Genomic DNA, 18,516 nt, shown 5'->3' with positions numbered 1-18,516 from the left:
AAGCAGGAGCGTCGACGGCGTTGCAAGGTGCAGACGGCGTCATATTGGCCAATCCAGAGGCCTATCCACACGCTCTGGCCCGCGCCCTTCAGAAACATCCGCGAACGATTGGAAACAAATGTCCGATAGCCAAAAAAACCGTCTGCGCTAGGCTTGCGAGCATGCGCCACACAGGCTGTCGCACAATGAATCGCATGGAGCGAACTGAATGTATTTCGAGATTTACAGGCAATCCAGAGGCACCCCGAGCACTGGCAAAGGGCAATGGCGCTGGAGACTGAGGGCGGGTAACCACGAGACCATCGCCAGTGGCGAGTCTTATGTGAACAAGACGGACTGTTTGCATGTGATCGGGTTGATCAAGGCTGTGCAGGGAGAGACGCCGGTCAAGGAGATTTAGTCGCTCTGCACGACCCTGCGAAAATGGAAAAGCCCCACAGTTCAGAGACTGTGAGGCTTTTTTCGGGCCGGTATCGAACAAGCTAGGGCACTTTGCGCGACTGCGTGAAAAACCTGAAAGAGACCCGCCTGCAATGCAGGCTCGTTGTTCAGTCCGCCAGCCAGGCGTTTCGCCACGCCAACAGATGTTCGTCCTTGAGCATCCAGTGATCGAGGACAACGCTGCGCAGGGCCTCTCCAGCCTTGGCGCTGGCATCGGCGTCAGCAAGATGCTCGCGAATAGCGGCAATCCAGTCTTGCGAACGGTTCCTGACCCTCGTCACCGGGAAATCACCCTGATAACAAACGATATCCGAGCAGATCACGGGGAAACCACAGGCGCCATATTCCAACAAGCGCAAATTGCTTTTGCAGGCGTTGAAAAAGTTGTCTTTCAGCGGTGCCAAAGCCAGGTCCAGGTTCAGGCCGGCCAGTCTTTGCGGGTATTTTTCGATACTCACCCCTCTATGGAACTCATGGACATAGGGGCGCAGTGCTGGTGGGCACATGCCCATGAACACCCATTCAACTTCCCCTTCCAGCGCACGAACCACTTCGGCGATGACTTGCAGGTCGGCGCTGTGACTCGAGCCGCCGGCCCAGCCAACCCGAGGCTTGCGGCCTTGCTGGCGCTGGCTGGTCAGGTCGCTCCACCAATGGCTCGGCAGACGGTTTTCCATCACCCGGATATCGGCGCTGAACCCCTTCAGTGCATTGGCCAGCGGCTCGGTCGACACCACCAAGCGATCGCACAGTCCTACCGCTTTCTTCAAGCGTTTGGTGATGTCTTTGGGCAGCAATTCGTGATTCAAGTTGCCAGCGGGCACGTCAAGAATATAGTCATCCAGCTCGTAAACCTTGAACGCCCTGGAGAATGCCTTGGTGTCCTGCATGTACTCCAGATGAGGCGTTGTGTGCTGCCCCTGAAAAATGATCGTGTCCGGCGCAATGCGCTCCAGTTCCGTCGGTTGCAATCCCTCGTCGCTTACCGTTCCGCCGATCAGCTGCGCGGCTTTCAGAGCAGCGAAAGGCTGACGCACGCGGTAGTGTCCGCTGCCGAAAGAATCGAGGGGGTGACACAGCACGTGTGGCAACTCACGACGGGCAAACGGGTGCCAGTCCGTATCGGTGCGGTATTTGGAGGAGAAACCACTGCCCTCCAGGGTCAGGTTGCGGTTGTAGGCCGGATCGTTGGCGATTTGCGCAAGCCAACGCTGGTACATCACCGACTGTTCGCCCTTGAACCGTTTGCGCTTGGCTTGCTCCTTGGTCGTGTCGACGCTGTTCTGGCTCACACTGGCTTCGTGAACGAGCAGCGCATAAGGCGTCCAGACAATCAGCCGTCCAGCCTGGCCGACTTTCAGGCACAGATCCACATCGTTAAAGGAAACGGCCAGGCCGACCTCGTCCATTCCACCCACTTGCTGGTACAGCTCGGTGCTGATCATCAGGCAGGCGGCGGTGACCGCGCTGTAGTTCTGATCAAGATGCAAGCGGTGAAGGTAGCCGTTGGACTGCATTGAATCGCCGATAAACGGGTGGTCTGCAACGCCGCGCAACCCGAGTACTACGCCTGCATGCTGAACAGTCCCGTCGAGGAATAACAGTTTGGCGCCCACTATCCCCACTTCTGGCCGCTGGGCGTGATGCAGTAGCGCACCAAGCCAGTCGCCATCGATGATCGCAGTGTCATTGTTGAGCAGCACCAGGTAATCGCCGCGGGCATGGCTGGCGGCAAAATTATTGATCGCCGAATAGTTGAACGGGTGCGGATAACGCAGGATGCGCACCTTGGGGTCGTTCAACAGCTCCATACCGTTGAACCAGTCCCGGGCTTCGTCGGTTTCGCTGTTGTTGTCGACGATGATCAGTTCGTAATTCGTATAGCTGGTTTTCTCCATGATGCTTTCGATGCAGCGCAGCAGCATCGGCAGGCAGTCCTTGGTGGGAATAAGGATCGAGACCAGCGGCTGCTCCACATGTCGGTAGACCACACGGTTAGCCATTGGCAAAGGTCCGGCCTGCAGTTCATGAGCCACGCCCAGGCGCTGCAAGTGCGCCCCGACGATGGCTGCCGAGTTCGCGATGACTTGGGGTTCACCCAGCCACTGGGGAAAATTGATGGCCTGATGCACCAGCACATCCGCAAGGTGCCCGACAGTACCCAGACCGTGAGTTTCAATCAGCCGAAAAAGCAAATCGTGGGGCGCCAGTTCGCTGAAGGCAGGATCAAAGCCGTCAGCAGACAGCGCGGCCTCGCGACTGAAGGACAGTGCGCGGCCGACATACGGATAACTGCGCAACATATCCAGATTCAAATCCGGCTTGAATACCGGAGCCTGGCAGCCTTCCGCGGTCAGTGAGTCTTCATCGCTGTAGCAAGCGCTGACACCGGGATTCAGTGCAATGCCTTCGGCGAGCAAAAGGAGCGCGTGGGGATCAAGTTCGTCTCCGCCCCTTAACAGGTACCACCAGTCAACCTCGATCTCCTGCAACAGCTCATTGAGCTGGCTCGGCCAGGATTCAGCCAGCGGTAGCCAGACCAGATTGGCCGCCGGTGTCACACCAACAGGTTCGGCGTTGGAGAGCACCACGATGGCCGCCGCCTGATAAAGCTGACGATCGATGCTTGCCAGGCTGGAACGCAACAGTCCGATGTCACCCGCAGTGTCGGTCAACACCAACAACACGTCCGGTTGCCGTGGCCAGCTCGCCAGTCGCGCGGGTAAACCTTCGACCTCGACAGCAGCCAGTTGCCGACTCGCCAGCCAGCGCTGATAAAGGTCGAGATTGCGCTGCTGACGGCCAACATTCGCCAGAACACCGAAAAATCGCACCAGGGTGTGTGCGAGGGTGCCGTCGAGCTGGCCGCTTTCCGCTTCGAAATCGTTGCCCGTGAGTTGCATCCGCTCCAGTGGGGCAAACACTTCAGTGCGCGCAAAGAACATGGTGCCAGCAAAATAATCCGCTTCGTTGATGCCTTGCGGATCAATGCCGCCACGCTCGGCCAGAGTGACAAGCAAGGCGCGATTGCTTTCGCTGAGGGATCGGGTGACTGGCAGCAGGTATCGCTGGGGACCCAGCATTGGAACGTGCACCGGGTCGGCAAGATGCTCCAGTGCTCGACTGAATCGTACCGGGCCCAGCAGATCATCGAACAGTTCAACGCCCCAGTCGTTCTCCCCGCCCAAGTGCAGCGAACGCTTGGTGTGCAGCTTGACCAGCGTGCGGATATTATCGGCACGCAAGAACGGTAGCACCCGCAGAAACGGCAAAACGTCCCTGCCGTGGTTCGGCACCCGGTATAGCGAAAAACTCAATGTGCTGGCCGTCAGCTGAGCACAGACCGCATCGTCACGACCGGCTACGCAGGTTACGTAAAGATGCAGGCGTTCAGGCAGTTTGATCAAACGGCGCAGGATATCTTGCAGCACTTCGGGGTAATACGCATGGATAACCACGCCGACTGGCGGCTCGCCATCCTCGAATACTGGCGGCTGCGCAACCAGTACTTCGCACTCGTCGACGTGGGGAGCGGCGCTGCTGCCTGACTTGACGGACTGACGTTCAGAAACGCGGTGAGCACCTTGGGCTGATGGTGGAATTATCATGTTCAAACCAATTCAAATAGGGAGCGAGGCTGGAACTCGCTGGATGCGCCTTTCGCAGCCAAGGTGAGCAAGTATCCACTTTAGTGAGAGCGCTGGCCTCTTGGCTGGACAGAGGATAAACGACGACAGGGGCGATCTGGCGGCTGATTGCTGCCAATAATGACAGCCTCTACTCTGCGAGCACGGCATTCAATGGGTCGGCGAGTCCTGTGAGCGTCGTCTCTCTAATGTCGGCAGAGGCTGTGCTTACTTAAATTGCCTCTATGCCGATGACCTCACCGCGCAAGACACGCTTCAGCACCCTCGCTACCGCCACGAATACTGGATTCGCAGAAACGAAAAAGCCCCGTAGATTTCCATCTACGGGGCTTTTTCCATGTAATGGCGGAGAGATAGGGATTCGAACACTTCCCGTGTACCTTAAGTCGCCTGTCAGAGCTGCGAGTTCAATGCTTTTCGCTCAAGCGTTAAGCACTGAAATCATTTCAAAGATTTAGCCAGCTTTTGAGCAACATACTCTTCGTTTGTTTTACCGTGCTCGTCATCCGGGCAAGCAACAAGAAATCTTTCTGCCTGCTGGCTCAGTACAAAATCCGGTTTTTCACGCTCAAGAATCCCGTAGTCGATATTAGGCTGCCAAGCAATAACAAGTCTTCGAAAGGATTGCGCCAATATATGTGTAGAAATGGTCATAAACGAGTCCCTGAAAACAACGCAAGTTGGCAGAGACGGGTCATCGATTTCCGAAATAAAAAGATTACCCAAAGGTTTTATTTTATTATCAACAATAACCGTGTGTCTTGGCGCCTTCACCTTGGCAAAATATGGAACATCGGAAACCTCCATATTCAGCTTACTGCCCAAATCATTCATTTGACCATTTTGAATAACCAGATCGGAATCCGCGACACCTTTCAAGCCCCATGATTTCATAAGCTGTCTGTAGGCAACGTTAAAACCATAGTGATTCCAATGAGAGTCACATCTTGGAAAAACGTCAACTGAACGACTTTGCTCGACCAGTCCCTCCAACGGATATAAAGTCTCAACAAGCCCTTCAGCTTGTTTCAGTACATTAAACACCGGGCGCCGATCAGTAACATTGATATCGTCAGGCAGAAAGTCCGCATACACACACTCTTTATTTGGCACCACAAGAAACGAGTATTTTGAAGTATGCTTTTCTACTGCTTTCTTTCTGTACTCAAACAATAAGCGCCACTGCTGTTCAAAATCATCTGGCAGTGGATATGTGCCATTTAACTGCGAACTGACGTGGTTCGTCCCTGCTCTGAGAAAGAGCCACCCATCCTTACCGACTGCCACATGCTTATTCAAAGATTCCATTGCTCGACCTTCACGCCGCGGAAAACATAACAGATACATATTGTTTCTTAACATCATACCTGCTGAAACCATTACTGCAAGCGAGGAACGACCTGAAGTAGCCGCCGCTATTCTATGTCCCATCACGTTACCCAGTCGTTCGACTGGAAATATGCCGGCCGTTGTGCAGTGTTCTGTATGGACAAAGAGGCACCAGATGCTTTGCTTACGAAGCAGGAGAAGCAGGACATCGGGGCTAACCGGTAAGCGCACGCTTAGTTTCGTCTCGGATGCTTTTAGATGCCGCGTACTGTGCAGCCTGCCTCCTCGAATACCTTGGCTTCGCGGCACATGCTTCGGATCGACATAAGAGCCTAATTGGCAAGATAACAAGAGAACTGCAGTGTCGCCGCAATAGTGCGATGAACCTGAGCGACACTTCCAAGCTATCAGCTCTCGACCTAAGTTCTCGAGAGAATTCGGGATAAGTAGCCGGCACTCTGTTTAAGCAGTCGCCAACCGCTCCAGAAACGTCGATCAGCTCCAAGGCGATCTCCCAACCGGTGGGTATTCCAGCTGCCCTTAACCCCACTACCATCGAGAGGGCCACCTACATCCCTTTATTTTCGTTCATCGTCGGGAAGTCTCGGCGCAGAGCACTTTAGCGCGGACCTCCGACAGCCTATTGCCGGTAAGAACACCCCGACCCAATCCCGGAAACGAAAAAGCCCCCGTAATCAGTAACGATTACGGGGGCTTCGTCTTGTTCAATAATGGCGGAGAGATAGGGATTCGAACCCTAGGTACCGGTGAAGGTACAACGGATTTCGAATCCGTCCCATTCGGCCACTCTGGCATCTCTCCAACGGCGCGCATCATAACAACACTTTTACCGAAAGCAAACCCTCTTTCGAAAATTTCTTCGTGCTATCAGATGCTTGCGTCGATTAAAGCGGTACGCCCAGACGATTGGCGACTTCTTCGTAGGCTTCGATGACGTCACCAAGTCCCTGACGGAAGCGGTCTTTGTCCATCTTCTTCTTGGTGTCCTTGTCCCACAGACGGCAGCCGTCCGGGCTGAACTCGTCGCCGAGGACGATCGAGCCGTCGCTGAACACGCCGAACTCAAGCTTGAAGTCGACCAGCAGCAGGCCGGCGTCGTCGAACAGTTTGCTCAGGACTTCGTTGACCTTGAGCGACAGTTCTTTCATGCGAACCAGTTGCTCGGCAGTGCCCCAACCGAATGCCACAACGTGGGATTCGTTGATGAACGGGTCGCCCTTGGCGTCGTCCTTCAGGAACAGTTCGAAGGTGTAAGGATTGAGCTTCAGGCCTTCTTCGACGCCCAGACGCTTGACCAGGCTGCCAGCAGCGTAGTTACGCACGACGCACTCGACCGGGATCATGTCGAGTTTCTTCACCAGGACTTCATTGTCGGCCAGCAGTTTGTCGAATTGGGTCGGAATGCCAGCCGCTTCGAGTTTCTGCATGATGAAGGCGTTGAACTTGTTGTTGACCATGCCTTTGCGGTCGAGCTGCTCGATGCGCTTGCCGTCGAACGCCGAGGTGTCGTTGCGAAACAGCAGGATCAAGCGGTCAGCGTCGTCGGTCTTGTAAACCGATTTGGCTTTGCCGCGGTAGAGTTCTTCACGTTTTTCCATGATGGGCTCCGCTTGCTAAGTAGGTGGGCTAGGCGATGTGGCGCCAGTCGAGCCCTGAATCTTGATCGGCCAGTTGCAGCCAGTCCGGGTCACACCCGAGGGTGTCGACAAAACATTGCCGGGCCAGCTGCGGCAGGTTGTTCTTGCTGCTCAGATGGGCCAGAACCAGGTGTTGCAAACCCTGCCAGCCCAACTCGGACACCAGGAATGCCGCCTGATGGTTGTTCAAATGTCCTAGCTCGCCGCCCACCCGCTGCTTGAGAAAGTACGGGTAATGACCACGGGCCAGCATGTCGCGGCAATGGTTGGACTCGATCATCAACGCATCGAGGTCCCGATAACCGTCCAGCACCCGCTCGCAGTAGGATCCCAGGTCGGTCAGCAGGCCGAAGCGCCGCTGCTCGTGATCACTGAAGACATACTGGGTCGGTTCCTGCGCATCATGGGCCACGGCAATGACCCCGATGTTCAGTGCACCGATCTGCAGTTGCTCGCCGCCGGCCAGAAAGCCTGCGGGTTCGATCGGTTTGCGCATCCCGCGCAGTGTGCCGCGACTGAGGTAGACCGGTAGATTGTAGCGCCGAGACAGCAAACCCACGCCATGCACGTGGTCGGCATGTTCGTGGGTTACGAGTATCGCGCTCAGTTGCGCCGGGTTCACACTCAGGCGCAACAGGCGTTTTTCGGTTTCCCGCAGGGAAAAACCACAATCCACCAGCACATACGTATCAGCACTGGCGATCAGCGTGCCGTTCCCTTGGCTACCGCTGCCGAGAACGGCAAAACGCATGGTTGATCAGCCCAGGTTGTCCTGAATCACGCTCAACACTTTACGTGCCACTTCAGCCGGCGCGACGGTGTTGATGTTTTTCTCGACGGTGACCTGAATGTTCTCGCCAACCTTGCTCAGGCGAACCTGATAACGCTCGGCACGGGCTTCAACTTCTTCCTTGCTCGGCGCACTGCCGAACAGGCTGCTGAAGAAACCAGGCTTGTCGTCTTTCTTCTCGGCTTTTTCGGCCAGGTTGATGTAGTACAGGCCGAGGCTGCGGTTGATGTCTTCAACGCGCCATTCGCCTTGTTCCAGTGCACGGCCAACGCTCGACCAGGCACGGTCCAGATCGGTACCGACGTTCAACACCGGGTTACCACTGCCGTCTTCGCTGAGGCTGACACGGCTCGGCGTATCGAAATCACGCGAAGCGAGCATCGACACCGAACCGCCCTTCTCGGAGATCCGGCTCATGCTCGCGAGCATGTCGTCGACCAGCGCCGCGTCCAGGCCAGTGTTGACCGAACGGTTGGTGAAGGCCACGTCGGCCGTGCTGCCGGCAGGACGCTCGGCGCTGACCACGTAGATTTCACTGGTGTTGCGCTGCACGCCCGGCTCGATGCGAACACGCACACGGGTTTCGCTGTCGCTGGCAATGCCGGCTGCGCTCAGGCGCTTGGCCATGGACGCGGACAGTTCATCGGAATGCTGCCAGGTGGTGGTGAATTCGCCGGTTTGCGGGCGCTGCTCGTCCAGACGGAAACCGTTGTCCTGGAAGAATTGCACCGCCACTGGCCAGACTTCGGCCGGTGGGTGCTGGGCCACAACCCAACGCGAATCACCGCTCTTCTGCAGCGAGTAATCGCTGGCATCGGCAACGGCCGACAGCGGCTGAGGACGCGGCACAATGTATTCGCCCTTGGCGGTGTCATCAGCGACGTTGCGCGGGATCGGCAACAGCGGATCCAGACGCTTGGAGGTGCTGACCTCCGGTGGCAGTTGCATCGGTGCAGTCTGTTGCGCTTCCAGGTAATCGCTACCACGGTCACGGAAATAACCTTCCGGGCCCCAGACCCATCCGCAGCCACTGGTGCTGGAGATAATCAAGGCAAGTGCGGAAAGTCCGGCCATTCGCTTCATGCGTTGTACTTCCTCAATTAAACCAGGACGCTGCACTGGCGCAGAGCCGAGCGCAGCGTTTCATGACAAGGTGTGCTCAGCCAGGTCAGTGGCAGGCGGATGCCTTCGTGCATCAGGCCCATTTCAACCAAAGCCCACTTCACCGGAATCGGGTTGGCTTCGATGAACAGGTCTTTGTGCAGCGGCATCAGTTTTTCGTTGATCGCCCGTGCGGTGTCGGCGTCGCCTTTCAGCGCGGCCTCGCACAGATCAGCCATTTCGCGTGGCGCAACGTTGGCAGTCACGGAGATGTTGCCTTTGCCGCCCAGCAGGATCAGTTCAACGGCGGTCGGATCATCGCCGGACAGCACGATGAAATCCTTGCTCACACCATCGATGATCGCTTTGGCGCGTTTCAGGTCGCCAGTGGCTTCCTTGATGCCGATGATGTTCGGCACCGTGGACAGGCGGATCACGGTTTCGGCCTGCATGTCGCACGACGTGCGGCCCGGAACGTTGTAGAGAATCTGTGGAATGTCGACCGATTCAGCAATGTGTTTGAAGTGCTGATACAAGCCTTCCTGAGTCGGCTTGTTGTAGTACGGAACAACCAGCAGGCAGGCATCGGCGCCGGCTTCTTTGGCGTTGCGGGTCAGCTCGACGGCTTCGCGGGTCGAGTTGGCGCCAGTGCCGGCGATGACCGGAATGCGCCCGGCAACCTGTTTGACCACGGCTTTGATGACGGCGATGTGTTCTTCGACATCAAGGGTTGCCGACTCGCCGGTAGTACCGACCGCGACAATGGCATGGGTGCCGTTCTTGAGATGGAAGTCCACGAGTTTGCTGAGGCTGTCCCAGTCAAGACGCCCTTGTGCATCCATGGGAGTGACCAGTGCCACCATACTGCCCGCAATCATGAAACCGCTCCTGCCGGAAAAAGAGAGCGGTAATGGTACTGGCGCCAAGATGCTTGCACAAGCGAAGTACTGCGCTGCCGCCATTCCCCTTGGCGTCGCTTTTCGCTACCCTTCAGACTTTGATCGGTACTGATCAGCTTGTACGCCGGGTTCCAGCCTCCCTTTACGGCCTCCCAGACCCCGTTCCTGCGTCGCATCGACGCGCTCCCGCTATAGTGGAGCGAGCCGCGAGCGCTGGCCGGGCCTCTTTTTATGGACAGCCAGAACAGGCACTCCCCGGCAGCCAATGCCCGTAACCCTACCGACCGCTCATCGCTTTAGGAATGCTGCATGTCCACCCCCACAGTTCGCGAACAATTCCTTGTTATCAGTGCCCTTGGCGCCAACCCCATGGAGCTGACTAACGTCCTGTGCCGCGCCAGCCATGAAAATCGCTGCGCCGTGGTTACTTCGCGCCTGACTCGCCACGGCGAGTGCAGTGCGCTGGTCCTTGAGGTCTCCGGCAGCTGGGACGCCCTCGCCCGCCTGGAGGGCAGCCTGCCAGGCCTGGCCAAGAAACATGCCTTCACGGCTAACGTGGTGCGTAGCGCGCCGCTGGAAAATCGTCCGCAGGCGCTGCCGTACGTGGCCTATGTCAGCTCGGCGTATCGTCCGGACATCATCAATGAGCTGTGCCAGTTCTTCATGGATCACAACGTCGAACTGGAAAACCTGACCTGCGACACGTATCAGGCGCCGCAGACCGGCGGCACCATGCTCAACGCCACGTTCACCGTGACCCTGCCGGCCGGCACCCAGATCAGTTGGCTGCGCGACCAGTTCCTCGACTTCTCCGACGCGATGAACCTCGATGCACTGATCGAGCCTTGGCGCCCACAAAACCCAATGTAAGGAAGCTTTCATGGCCGTTGTCATCGACCAACCGGTTGCGGATTTCGAAGCACCTGCCACCAGCGGGCAGACCGTCAGCCTGTCTGCCCTGAAGGGCAAACAAGTGGTGATCTATTTCTATCCGAAGGACAGCACCCCGGGTTGCACTACCGAAGGTCAGGGCTTTCGTGATCAATACGCCGCGTTCAAGGCCGCCAATACCGAGATTTTCGGTATCTCTCGCGACAGCCTGAAGTCCCACGAGAACTTCAAGTGCAAGCAGGAGTTTCCCTTTGAGCTGATCAGCGACAAGGACGAAGCCGTCTGCCAATTGTTCGACGTGATCAAGTTGAAGAAGCTGTACGGCAAGGAATACTTGGGCGTTGATCGCAGCACGTTCCTGATTGATAAGGAAGGCGTGCTGCGTCAGGAATGGCGCGGTGTGAAGGTGCCGGGGCATGTGGATGCAGTTCTGGCTGCTGCTCAGAATCTGAATAAAGCTTGATGGTTTTGCGTCGCCCTCATTGACGCCTTCGCGAGCAAGCTCGCTCCCACATTGAACTTGTGAACGCCACAGATCCAATGTGGGAGCGAGCCTGCTCGCGAATAGCCTTCATACAAAATCTGACTCAACCGCTACAGCAGCGGCGCCACCGCCGGCTCTTGGCGCGGCCAGGCATCCAGCACCGCCTTGAACAGCGTCGCCAGCGGGATCGCAAAGAACACGCCCCAGAATCCCCACAACCCGCCAAACAACAGCACCGCGCAGATGATTGCCACCGGGTGCAGGTTGACCGCCTCCGAGAACAGCAACGGCACCAGCACGTTGCCATCCAGTGTCTGGATGATTCCGTAGACCGCCATCAAATAGATGAACTGATCACTCCAGCCCCACTGAAACAACGCAATCAGCAATACCGGCACGGTCACCACCACCGCGCCAACGTACGGCACCACCACCGAGACGCCGACCAGCAACGCCAGGAGCGCCGCATAATTCAGTCCGAGCGCCACAAAAGCGATGTAGGTCACGCCACCACAAATAACGATTTCAATGACCTTGCCGCGAATGTAATTGGCGATCTGTCGGTTCATTTCCTGCGCAACCCGGGTGATCAATGCACGCTCACGCGGCAAGTAGCCACGCACCCACTCGCCGATCATGACCCGGTCCTTGAGGAAGAAGAACACCAGAATCGGTACCAGCACCAGATAGATCATGATGTTCACCAGCAATGGCAGACTCGACAACGAGAATGTCAGTGCCCATTGGCCGAACTTGCCGATCTCGCCCCGCGCTGCTTCGATCGCCTGCAACACCTGCTCGTCGGACACCAGATGCGGATAGCGCTCCGGCAGCAACAGCAGCAGCGATTGCCATTTGGCGAGCATGCCCGGCAGTTCATTGAACAGGGTAATCAACTGATGCCAAAGCAGCGGCAGCACCACGACGATAAACAGCATCAACACGCCCATGAACAGCGCAAACACCAACCCCACCGCCACACCACCCGGCACACGCAGGCGTTCCAGCGTGACCACCAGGCCCTGCATCAGATATGCCAGCACCATCCCCGCCAGCACCGGTGCGAGCATGCCGCCAAGGGTGAGCACTGCGGTGAAGGCGAGAAACAGCAGCACCGCCAGCACCACGGCTTCTTCATCGGAGAAGTAGCGCTGAATCCAGTCGCGTAACACTTTGAACATCAATAATCCTTAGGTCTTTTACGCTGTCGGTTTCAGGCCTTTTTCAACCAGTAACGGTAAACACCTGCTTCGTCTTCTTCGCGCAGCAGGGTATGACCGGCCAACTTGGCAAAGGTGCGGAAGTCGCGCTGCGAGCCTGCGTCGGTCGCGATGACCTTGAGGACAGCGCCACTCTGGAGCTTGTTGAGTTCCATTTTTGCCTTGAGCAACGGCAACGGACAATTCAGGCCACTGGCGTCCAGTTCCACGTCATGGGCTACAGCGTCAGTCATTGCGTCACTCCGGTTCGGGTCGTCGAGCTGCCTAGAATATCTGGTCGCAGCTCCGGTGTCCGGCTACAGTAAGGTCTTTGTCTTCTAAGGCTTTGTGCATGACTTTTCTGCGCCCTACCCTGCTGACGCTCGCTTGCCTGCTCGCCTCACCAGGCTTTGCCGACGATCTGCCGTCACTCGGCGACGCCAGTTCTGCCATTGTCTCGCCGCAACAGGAATACCAGCTCGGCCGCGCTTGGCTGGCGATGTTGCGCAGCCAGGTTTCACAACTCAACGATCCGCAGCTCAAGGACTACGTCGAATCCAGCGTGTACAAACTGGTGGAGACCAGCCAGGTCACTGACCGGCGCCTTGAATTCATTCTGATCAACAGCCCGCAGCTCAACGCCTTCGCGGCGCCAGGTGGCGTGGTCGGGGTCAACGGTGGTTTGTTCCTCAACGCGCAGACGGAAGGTGAATACGCCTCGGTTCTCGCCCACGAATTGGCGCACTTGTCGCAACGCCACTTTGCCCGTGGCGTCGAAGCTTCACAGCGGATGCAGGTGCCGATGATGGCTGCGCTGCTGGCCGGCATCGTCATTGCGGCGGCCGGTGGCGGTGACGCTGGCATCGCAACAATTGCCGGTACGCAGGCAGCGGCGATTCAATCGCAACGGACCTTCTCCCGACAGAACGAACAGGAAGCCGACCGCATCGGTATCCTCAATCTGGAAAAGGCCGGTTATGACCCGCGCTCGATGCCGACCATGTTCGAGCGTCTGATGCGTCAATATCGTTTCGACGCCAAGCCACCGGAATTCCTGCTGACTCACCCGGTGACCGAATCGCGTATTGCTGACACCCGCAACCGTGCCGAACAGGCCAAACAGGGCGGTATAGAAGACTCCAAGCGCTATCAGTTGATCCGCGCGCGCGTGCAGCTGATCTATGAAGAAACCCCTGGCCTGGGTGCCAAGCGTTTCCGTGCGCAACTGGACGAGAACCCGAAAAACGATGTGGCGCGTTACGGTCTGGCGATCGCTCAGATCAAGGGCGGCCAGCTGAACGAGGCTCGCGAGAACCTCAAGCAATTGCTGGCAACATCGCCTAACGAAATTATCTATAACCTCGCCCAGGTCGATCTGGACATCACCAATAATCGTTTGCCAGATGCGCAATCGCGGGTTGACCGGATGCTCACGCAATATCCCGGCAACTATCCGCTGAATCAGGTTCGTGTGGATCTGCTGCTGAAACAGAATCGCGCGCCGGATGCCGAGAAGGCCCTGGAAGCGTTACTCAAATCCCGCCCGGATGACCCGGACGTCTGGTATCAGGTCGCCGAAACCCGTGGCTTGTCCGGCAATATCATCGGCCTGCATCAGGCGCGCGCCGAGTACTTTGCATTGGTTGGCGATTATCGTCAGGCGATCCAGCAGCTCGATTTTGCCAAGCGCAAGGCTGGCAGCAACTTCCCGCTATCCTCGCGAATCGATGCCCGCCAGCGTGAGCTGATGGAGCAGGAGCGGATGATCAAGGACATGATGGGCTGATCGTTACCCACCGGGACAAAAGCTTCAGGCATAAAAAAACCGCCTCTCTCGAGGCGGTTTCTTTTTTACCTTTGCGCTAGGTTATTCAGCCAGTTTGAAGGTGATGAAGCTGGCACGACCTTGACGTAGTACGCGCATCGACACCGAACGATTCTTCGGCAGCGCTTTGGCGATCTCGCCGAACTCCTTGGTGGAGCCGATGGCCTGGTTGTTCAGGTGCGTAATCACGTCACCTGGCTGCAGACCGATCAGGGCCGCAGGACCGTCCTGCACTTCCTTGATCACCACACCACCTTTGAGGTCGTAGGTTTTCTTCTGCTCGGCGGTCAGCTCACCCACGGCAACACCGAGACGGTTACTGGTGGTTTCAGCGCCGGACTTCGGCAGCGCATCCAGTTCTTTGTCTTCGTCCGGGATGGCGCCAACGGTCAGCTCGACGTTCTTGCGCTTGCCTTCACGAATCACTTCCAGATTGGCTTTGGCGCCAGCTTTCAGTGCACCGACCAGATGTGGCAGGTCCGCAGACATGACGATCGGCTGGCCGTTCATGCTCAGGATCACGTCGCCGACTTGCAGGCCACCTTTGGCTGCCGGGCCGTCATCCTGAATCTGGGCAACCAGCGCGCCGGCTGGTTTATCCAGACCGAACGACTCGGCCAGATCCTTGTTCACTTCCTGGATGACCACGCCCAACCAGCCACGGCTGACCTTGCCGCCGCTCTTCAGCTGATTGGACACATCCATCGCCACGTCGATCGGGATCGCGAACGACACGCCCATGAAGCCGCCCGAACGCGTGTAGATCTGCGAGTTGATGCCGACCACTTCACCGTTCAGGTTGAACAGCGGACCACCGGAGTTGCCCGGGTTGATCGGCACGTCAGTCTGGATGAACGGCACGTAGTTTTCGTTGGGCAGGCTACGGCCGACGGCACTGACGATGCCTTGGGTCACGGTGTGGTCGAAGCCGAACGGCGAACCGATTGCCACGACCCACTGGCCGGCCTTCAGGTCCTGGGATTTGCCGAGTTTGAGCACCGGCAGATCTTTGCCTTCGATTTTCAGCAAGGCCACGTCGGAACGCGGGTCGGTGCCGATCAGCTTGGCTTTCATTTCGCTGCGATCAGCCAGACGCACGAGAATCTCGTCAGCATCAGCGATCACATGGTTGTTGGTCAGGATGTAGCCATCCGGAGAGATGATGAAGCCCGAGCCCAGCGACTGCGCTTCACGCTGACGACCACCACCGCCCGGCGAGCGCTGTTGAGGCGGCATGCCACGCTCGAAGAACTCGCGCAGCATCGGCGGCAGACCTTCCAGATCAGGCATCTGCTGATTCACTTTGCGATCCGGCAGTTTCTGCGTGGTACTGATGTTCACCACGGCTGGCGACGCCTGTTCGACCAATTGGGTGAAGTCAGGCAGATCGGCCGCTTGTGCAGCAGGGACTGCCTGACCGAGCAACAGCACGGTGGCGAAAATGGAGAGATAAGATTTCAAACTTGGTATCGACATACAGCTCCCGTTACGACGAGCAGGGTTAAGCGATATGGAGCAAGGAACGCCGGAAACCACCGACCGGCATTTTTGTTCCGGCAAAAACAAACAAGGCCAGAGCCGTGAGGCTCTGACCTATAAAAAATTTCCGGGCTATTTGCAAATGAAAATGCTCAGCAAACATTTCATCTACGTCTCGACGAAGAAGTGGTAATGACTGAAATCAGCTCACTGCTTGCTGGTTGCAGTGCCATCAGTGTTACGCATCGACAGAGCAATTCGTTCGGCGGTGCCAATCGGGATTTCGCCGACCACCGTCACCATGATTTCGCCCTGAGGCGTGGTCAGGCGGCGTGAAACGGCAACGGTCGGGCCCAATTGAGTCCGAGTGTCGGTGACGGTTGCGCCGTTCAATGGCTCAAGGAAAACCGAGAAACGCGCCAGACCGTCGTCATATAGCAAGCTGCTGACCTGAGTCTTGGTTTCCGGATCTTTGTGCGAGTTACTGCTGGTCAGCTCGAAACCCGGTGGTAGCCAGTCCGAGTGCCAGACTTGAGTGGTCTTGACCGCCGAAGCCTTGTCACTGTCCAGCGTAATTGCCTTGCAGTCAGCGTCGGCCTGCAAGTCCTTGTCCGAAGGGACTTCATCAGTATCAAGACTGGTGAACTGGAAGCGCTCAAGCAACTGCCCCTTGTCGTTCAGCAGCAACGACTTCAGCGGCAAGCCGGTTTTCTTGTCCAGATGCAGCTCAAACCCGTAACGATGCTGATCGCGAGGCGTCAGCGATACGATCACTGCGTCTCGCCCAGCCACGCGCGATTTGCCGATGACGGCAAGGTCATACCAGTTTTTCAGCTTTTGCGGATCGAGAGGACGAGCGGCTGAGTTGGGAGAATCCCCCAGCCCGGCAATCAGGGTGCCGCTGACGCATTGAGTGTGTCCATCAATGCGCACGACTTCCTGCGCCGAACCGTCGAGCTGAAGTAAACGCTCGCGGACCTGGCCATTCTGGACGCGATGCCAGATGTTATGGGTAGAAAAGCTACCGTTACGCTCGTAAACGAATGTGCCGTGAAAGCTTTGCTGTTGCTCGGCCTGGCCCAGACGGGTCAACCAGTCCTGGGCCTCATCAGCGTGGGCTGGAACAATGAACCAGCCACTGAGCAGAAGCGAAAGTAGAGGTATGGCGCGCATGATCCTCCTTAACGGTTTTCCAGACTTGCTGCACGTGCGTATGGCAGTGCGCTTTCAGTGCCTTTCAGTGCAGCCTGTTGAGCGTGCTGGCGCAGATAACCTGGCAGACGCTGATCATGCCAGCCTGGTTGACCTTGCAGTACGCCGTTGGCCATAGGGCCAGTGGCTTCCGAACTCTCACTATAGCCTGCCAGAACAGCCGGACCTTTGACCTGTGGGGTCGCCAGGGTTGTCTGACTGGATTGCTGAGCCAGTTCGACGCCAGCGATTTCGTCCTGGTTGTACAGGCGAACACCGGCCAGAACGGCAACAGTCACCGAGGCAGCAACAGCCAGACGGCCGAGGTTGCGCCATGGGCTGCGAGATACTTTGGCCGGAGCCGTTTCGTCTTCCAGTGCAGCAGACACTGCCGCAGCGATATCCAGACGTGGAAGCAGCAGATCCTTGTGCATGGCTGCCCGAGCGATCTGGTAACGAGCCCAGGTCTCACGGGTATCAACATCATCCAGTGCATTAAGCACTCGACGCAATTCCAGTTCGTCCGCTTCGTTATCCATCACTGCGGACAGCGATTCCTGCAGGGCTTCACGACTCATGGCGTTCCTCTCTTGGCTGTCGCCGCTGTCTCAGTTTTCCTGCAACAACGGCTGCAGGGCTTTATCGATGGCCTCCCGAGCGCGGAAAATCCGGGAGCGCACGGTACCCACCGGACATTGCATGACGCTCGCAATGTCCTCGTAACTCAGACCATCGAATTCACGTAAAGTTAAAGCCGTACGCAAATCCTCTGGCAGTTGCTGGATGGTTCGATGGACGGTGCCTTCGATCTCATCCCGCAGCAGTGCACGTTCTGGTGACTCGAGATCCTTGAGGCCGTGATCGCCATCGTAGAACTCTGCGTCTTCGGAACTTACATCGCTATCCGGCGGCCGGCGGCCGCGTGAAACCAGGTAATTCTTCGCCGTGTTAATGGCAATACGGTACAGCCACGTATAAAACGCACTGTCGCCGCGAAAGTTTCCAAGTGCTCGATACGCCTTGATAAAGGCTTCCTGAGCCACGTCCTGGGCTTCATGGGTGTCGTGCACAAAACGCACGATCAACCCGAGAATCTTGTGCTGATACTTCAGCACCAACAGATCGAAAGCTCGCTTGTCGCCGCGTTGAACGCGCTCGACCAGCTGCTGATCCTCTTCCTGGGTTAGCATGAACACTCCTCGATAAGCCCGGAGGAGACTTGCATAACTAAACGACCAGACTTGCAAACATAGACTCGGGCTTTTCGCAAAAGTTCTCCCCCTCAAGGCAAGTTTCCTGCGGGCTCTGATTTGGCACGCACGAAAAACGCAGCTCGGGATAAACCGGCTGCGCGAATAATCTTGTCATCGGTTTCGCCGGCAGGAATCCAACCGCAGATTCCGCACTGAAGCCGACACTGTCCCTTATCTCTGGCACCGACTATTGATCTTGGGCCTTTGGCAAAAGTTCCAATTATTTATAGTCGCCACCACCCGACATTGGGCAACCCTGTGCTGAAAAAGTCTGTTTCAGCGCCGATACAGTCGCCTTTTCCCCAAACGGAGGAAAAAAACTTCCGACG

General features: G+C 57.1%; 17 protein-coding genes and 1 tRNA gene. 5 read left to right on the top strand and 13 right to left on the bottom strand.

What is annotated here, in order from left to right; translation table 11 throughout:
- The first annotated feature begins 208 nt into the window (after window positions 1-208).
- Entirely contained in the window at window positions 209-400 is a 192-nt protein-coding gene (locus tag VY732_RS07075) for a YegP family protein (protein WP_212622765.1), read from the top strand.
- A 148-nt stretch (window positions 401-548) separates the two neighbouring features.
- Here VY732_RS07075 and VY732_RS07070 read toward each other — a convergent pair whose 3' ends face one another.
- The 7 genes from VY732_RS07070 to dapA form a co-directional block, all read right to left on the bottom strand.
- The gene (locus VY732_RS07070) at window positions 549-4,049 is read right to left on the bottom strand and encodes a glycosyltransferase (RefSeq protein WP_331695065.1); all 3,501 of its coding nucleotides are present in this window, start codon (window positions 4,047-4,049) and stop codon (window positions 549-551) included.
- A 480-nt stretch (window positions 4,050-4,529) separates the two neighbouring features.
- Window positions 4,530-5,648, bottom strand: a complete 1,119-nt coding sequence (locus VY732_RS07065) for an alginate O-acetyltransferase AlgX-related protein (protein ID WP_331695063.1) — start codon at window positions 5,646-5,648, stop codon at window positions 4,530-4,532.
- Between the two features lie 501 nt (window positions 5,649-6,149).
- Window positions 6,150-6,239 (bottom strand) — tRNA-Ser (locus VY732_RS07060).
- 83 nt (window positions 6,240-6,322) lie between these two features.
- The gene (purC, locus tag VY732_RS07055) at window positions 6,323-7,036 is read right to left on the bottom strand and encodes a phosphoribosylaminoimidazolesuccinocarboxamide synthase (RefSeq protein ID WP_077571533.1); all 714 of its coding nucleotides are present in this window, start codon (window positions 7,034-7,036) and stop codon (window positions 6,323-6,325) included.
- Window positions 7,037-7,064: 28 nt separating this feature from the next.
- On the bottom strand, window positions 7,065-7,826 hold the full coding sequence (locus VY732_RS07050; protein WP_331695062.1) for an MBL fold metallo-hydrolase: 762 nt from the start codon (window positions 7,824-7,826) through the stop codon (window positions 7,065-7,067).
- 6 nt (window positions 7,827-7,832) lie between these two features.
- Window positions 7,833-8,948, bottom strand: coding sequence for an outer membrane protein assembly factor BamC (bamC, locus tag VY732_RS07045; RefSeq protein WP_038358367.1), 1,116 nt, complete (start codon window positions 8,946-8,948; stop codon window positions 7,833-7,835).
- A 17-nt stretch (window positions 8,949-8,965) separates the two neighbouring features.
- Entirely contained in the window at window positions 8,966-9,844 is an 879-nt protein-coding gene (gene dapA, locus VY732_RS07040; RefSeq protein WP_007911392.1) for a 4-hydroxy-tetrahydrodipicolinate synthase, read from the bottom strand.
- Between the two features lie 330 nt (window positions 9,845-10,174).
- Between dapA and VY732_RS07035 the strand changes: the two genes are divergently transcribed.
- Window positions 10,175-10,735 (top strand): glycine cleavage system protein R, encoded by a 561-nt coding sequence (locus VY732_RS07035; protein WP_034153153.1) that lies wholly within the window; start codon window positions 10,175-10,177, stop codon window positions 10,733-10,735.
- Between the two features lie 10 nt (window positions 10,736-10,745).
- Window positions 10,746-11,219, top strand: coding sequence for a peroxiredoxin (locus tag VY732_RS07030; RefSeq protein WP_127926198.1), 474 nt, complete (start codon window positions 10,746-10,748; stop codon window positions 11,217-11,219).
- 131 nt (window positions 11,220-11,350) lie between these two features.
- On the opposite strand, the gene VY732_RS07025 is transcribed toward VY732_RS07030, so the two are convergent.
- Window positions 11,351-12,421: an AI-2E family transporter gene (locus VY732_RS07025; protein WP_077571529.1), complete on the bottom strand. Its 1,071-nt coding sequence runs from the start codon at window positions 12,419-12,421 to the stop codon at window positions 11,351-11,353.
- 32 nt (window positions 12,422-12,453) lie between these two features.
- Complete coding sequence (locus VY732_RS07020; protein ID WP_007911399.1) at window positions 12,454-12,693, bottom strand: sulfurtransferase TusA family protein; 240 nt, start codon at window positions 12,691-12,693, stop codon at window positions 12,454-12,456.
- 98 nt (window positions 12,694-12,791) lie between these two features.
- On the opposite strand from VY732_RS07020, the gene VY732_RS07015 reads away from it, so the two are divergent.
- Window positions 12,792-14,225, top strand: a complete 1,434-nt coding sequence (locus VY732_RS07015) for a M48 family metalloprotease (protein WP_116028861.1) — start codon at window positions 12,792-12,794, stop codon at window positions 14,223-14,225.
- 81 nt (window positions 14,226-14,306) lie between these two features.
- Here VY732_RS07015 and VY732_RS07010 read toward each other — a convergent pair whose 3' ends face one another.
- On the bottom strand, window positions 14,307-15,740 hold the full coding sequence (locus VY732_RS07010; protein ID WP_116028860.1) for a DegQ family serine endoprotease: 1,434 nt from the start codon (window positions 15,738-15,740) through the stop codon (window positions 14,307-14,309).
- 34 nt (window positions 15,741-15,774) lie between these two features.
- Here VY732_RS07010 and VY732_RS07005 point away from each other — a divergent pair, with 34 nt between their 5' ends.
- A complete protein-coding gene (locus VY732_RS07005; protein ID WP_176091700.1) occupies window positions 15,775-15,936 on the top strand; it encodes a hypothetical protein in 162 nt (53 codons plus the stop codon).
- 14 nt (window positions 15,937-15,950) lie between these two features.
- Here VY732_RS07005 and VY732_RS07000 read toward each other — a convergent pair whose 3' ends face one another.
- The 3 genes from VY732_RS07000 to rpoE are packed head-to-tail and all read right to left on the bottom strand — an operon-like array spanning window position 15,951 to window position 18,124.
- Window positions 15,951-16,916: a MucB/RseB C-terminal domain-containing protein gene (locus tag VY732_RS07000; protein ID WP_331695061.1), complete on the bottom strand. Its 966-nt coding sequence runs from the start codon at window positions 16,914-16,916 to the stop codon at window positions 15,951-15,953.
- 8 nt (window positions 16,917-16,924) lie between these two features.
- Complete coding sequence (locus VY732_RS06995) at window positions 16,925-17,512, bottom strand: sigma-E factor negative regulatory protein (RefSeq protein WP_116028859.1); 588 nt, start codon at window positions 17,510-17,512, stop codon at window positions 16,925-16,927.
- 30 nt (window positions 17,513-17,542) lie between these two features.
- Complete coding sequence (gene rpoE, locus VY732_RS06990; protein WP_003172477.1) at window positions 17,543-18,124, bottom strand: RNA polymerase sigma factor RpoE; 582 nt, start codon at window positions 18,122-18,124, stop codon at window positions 17,543-17,545.
- Between the last annotated feature and the right edge of the window lie 392 nt (window positions 18,125-18,516).

The sequence above is a fragment of the Pseudomonas sp. ZY71 genome, assembly GCF_036542145.1.
GTDB lineage: Bacteria > Pseudomonadota > Gammaproteobacteria > Pseudomonadales > Pseudomonadaceae > Aquipseudomonas > Aquipseudomonas koreensis_A.
This window is presented reverse-complemented; position numbering and strand designations above follow the sequence as displayed.

What these genes read in the sequence shown, in the direction of transcription:
- VY732_RS06995 (WP_116028859.1), bottom strand. Translation starts at nt 17,512, where the DNA reads ATGAGTCGTGAAGCCCTGCAGGAATCGCTGTCCGCAGTGATGGATAAC.
- VY732_RS07000 (WP_331695061.1), bottom strand. Translation starts at nt 16,916, where the DNA reads ATGCGCGCCATACCTCTACTTTCGCTTCTGCTCAGTGGCTGGTTCATT.
- VY732_RS07015 (WP_116028861.1), top strand. Translation starts at nt 12,792, where the DNA reads ATGACTTTTCTGCGCCCTACCCTGCTGACGCTCGCTTGCCTGCTCGCC.
- VY732_RS07050 (WP_331695062.1), bottom strand. Translation starts at nt 7,826, where the DNA reads ATGCGTTTTGCCGTTCTCGGCAGCGGTAGCCAAGGGAACGGCACGCTG.
- VY732_RS07010 (WP_116028860.1), bottom strand. Translation starts at nt 15,740, where the DNA reads ATGTCGATACCAAGTTTGAAATCTTATCTCTCCATTTTCGCCACCGTG.
- VY732_RS07025 (WP_077571529.1), bottom strand. Translation starts at nt 12,421, where the DNA reads ATGTTCAAAGTGTTACGCGACTGGATTCAGCGCTACTTCTCCGATGAA.
- dapA (WP_007911392.1), bottom strand. Translation starts at nt 9,844, where the DNA reads ATGATTGCGGGCAGTATGGTGGCACTGGTCACTCCCATGGATGCACAA.
- VY732_RS07070 (WP_331695065.1), bottom strand. Translation starts at nt 4,049, where the DNA reads ATGATAATTCCACCATCAGCCCAAGGTGCTCACCGCGTTTCTGAACGT.
- VY732_RS07035 (WP_034153153.1), top strand. Translation starts at nt 10,175, where the DNA reads ATGTCCACCCCCACAGTTCGCGAACAATTCCTTGTTATCAGTGCCCTT.
- VY732_RS07005 (WP_176091700.1), top strand. Translation starts at nt 15,775, where the DNA reads ATGGAGCAAGGAACGCCGGAAACCACCGACCGGCATTTTTGTTCCGGC.
- VY732_RS07075 (WP_212622765.1), top strand. Translation starts at nt 209, where the DNA reads ATGTATTTCGAGATTTACAGGCAATCCAGAGGCACCCCGAGCACTGGC.
- purC (WP_077571533.1), bottom strand. Translation starts at nt 7,036, where the DNA reads ATGGAAAAACGTGAAGAACTCTACCGCGGCAAAGCCAAATCGGTTTAC.
- VY732_RS07030 (WP_127926198.1), top strand. Translation starts at nt 10,746, where the DNA reads ATGGCCGTTGTCATCGACCAACCGGTTGCGGATTTCGAAGCACCTGCC.
- rpoE (WP_003172477.1), bottom strand. Translation starts at nt 18,124, where the DNA reads ATGCTAACCCAGGAAGAGGATCAGCAGCTGGTCGAGCGCGTTCAACGC.
- VY732_RS07020 (WP_007911399.1), bottom strand. Translation starts at nt 12,693, where the DNA reads ATGACTGACGCTGTAGCCCATGACGTGGAACTGGACGCCAGTGGCCTG.
- bamC (WP_038358367.1), bottom strand. Translation starts at nt 8,948, where the DNA reads ATGAAGCGAATGGCCGGACTTTCCGCACTTGCCTTGATTATCTCCAGC.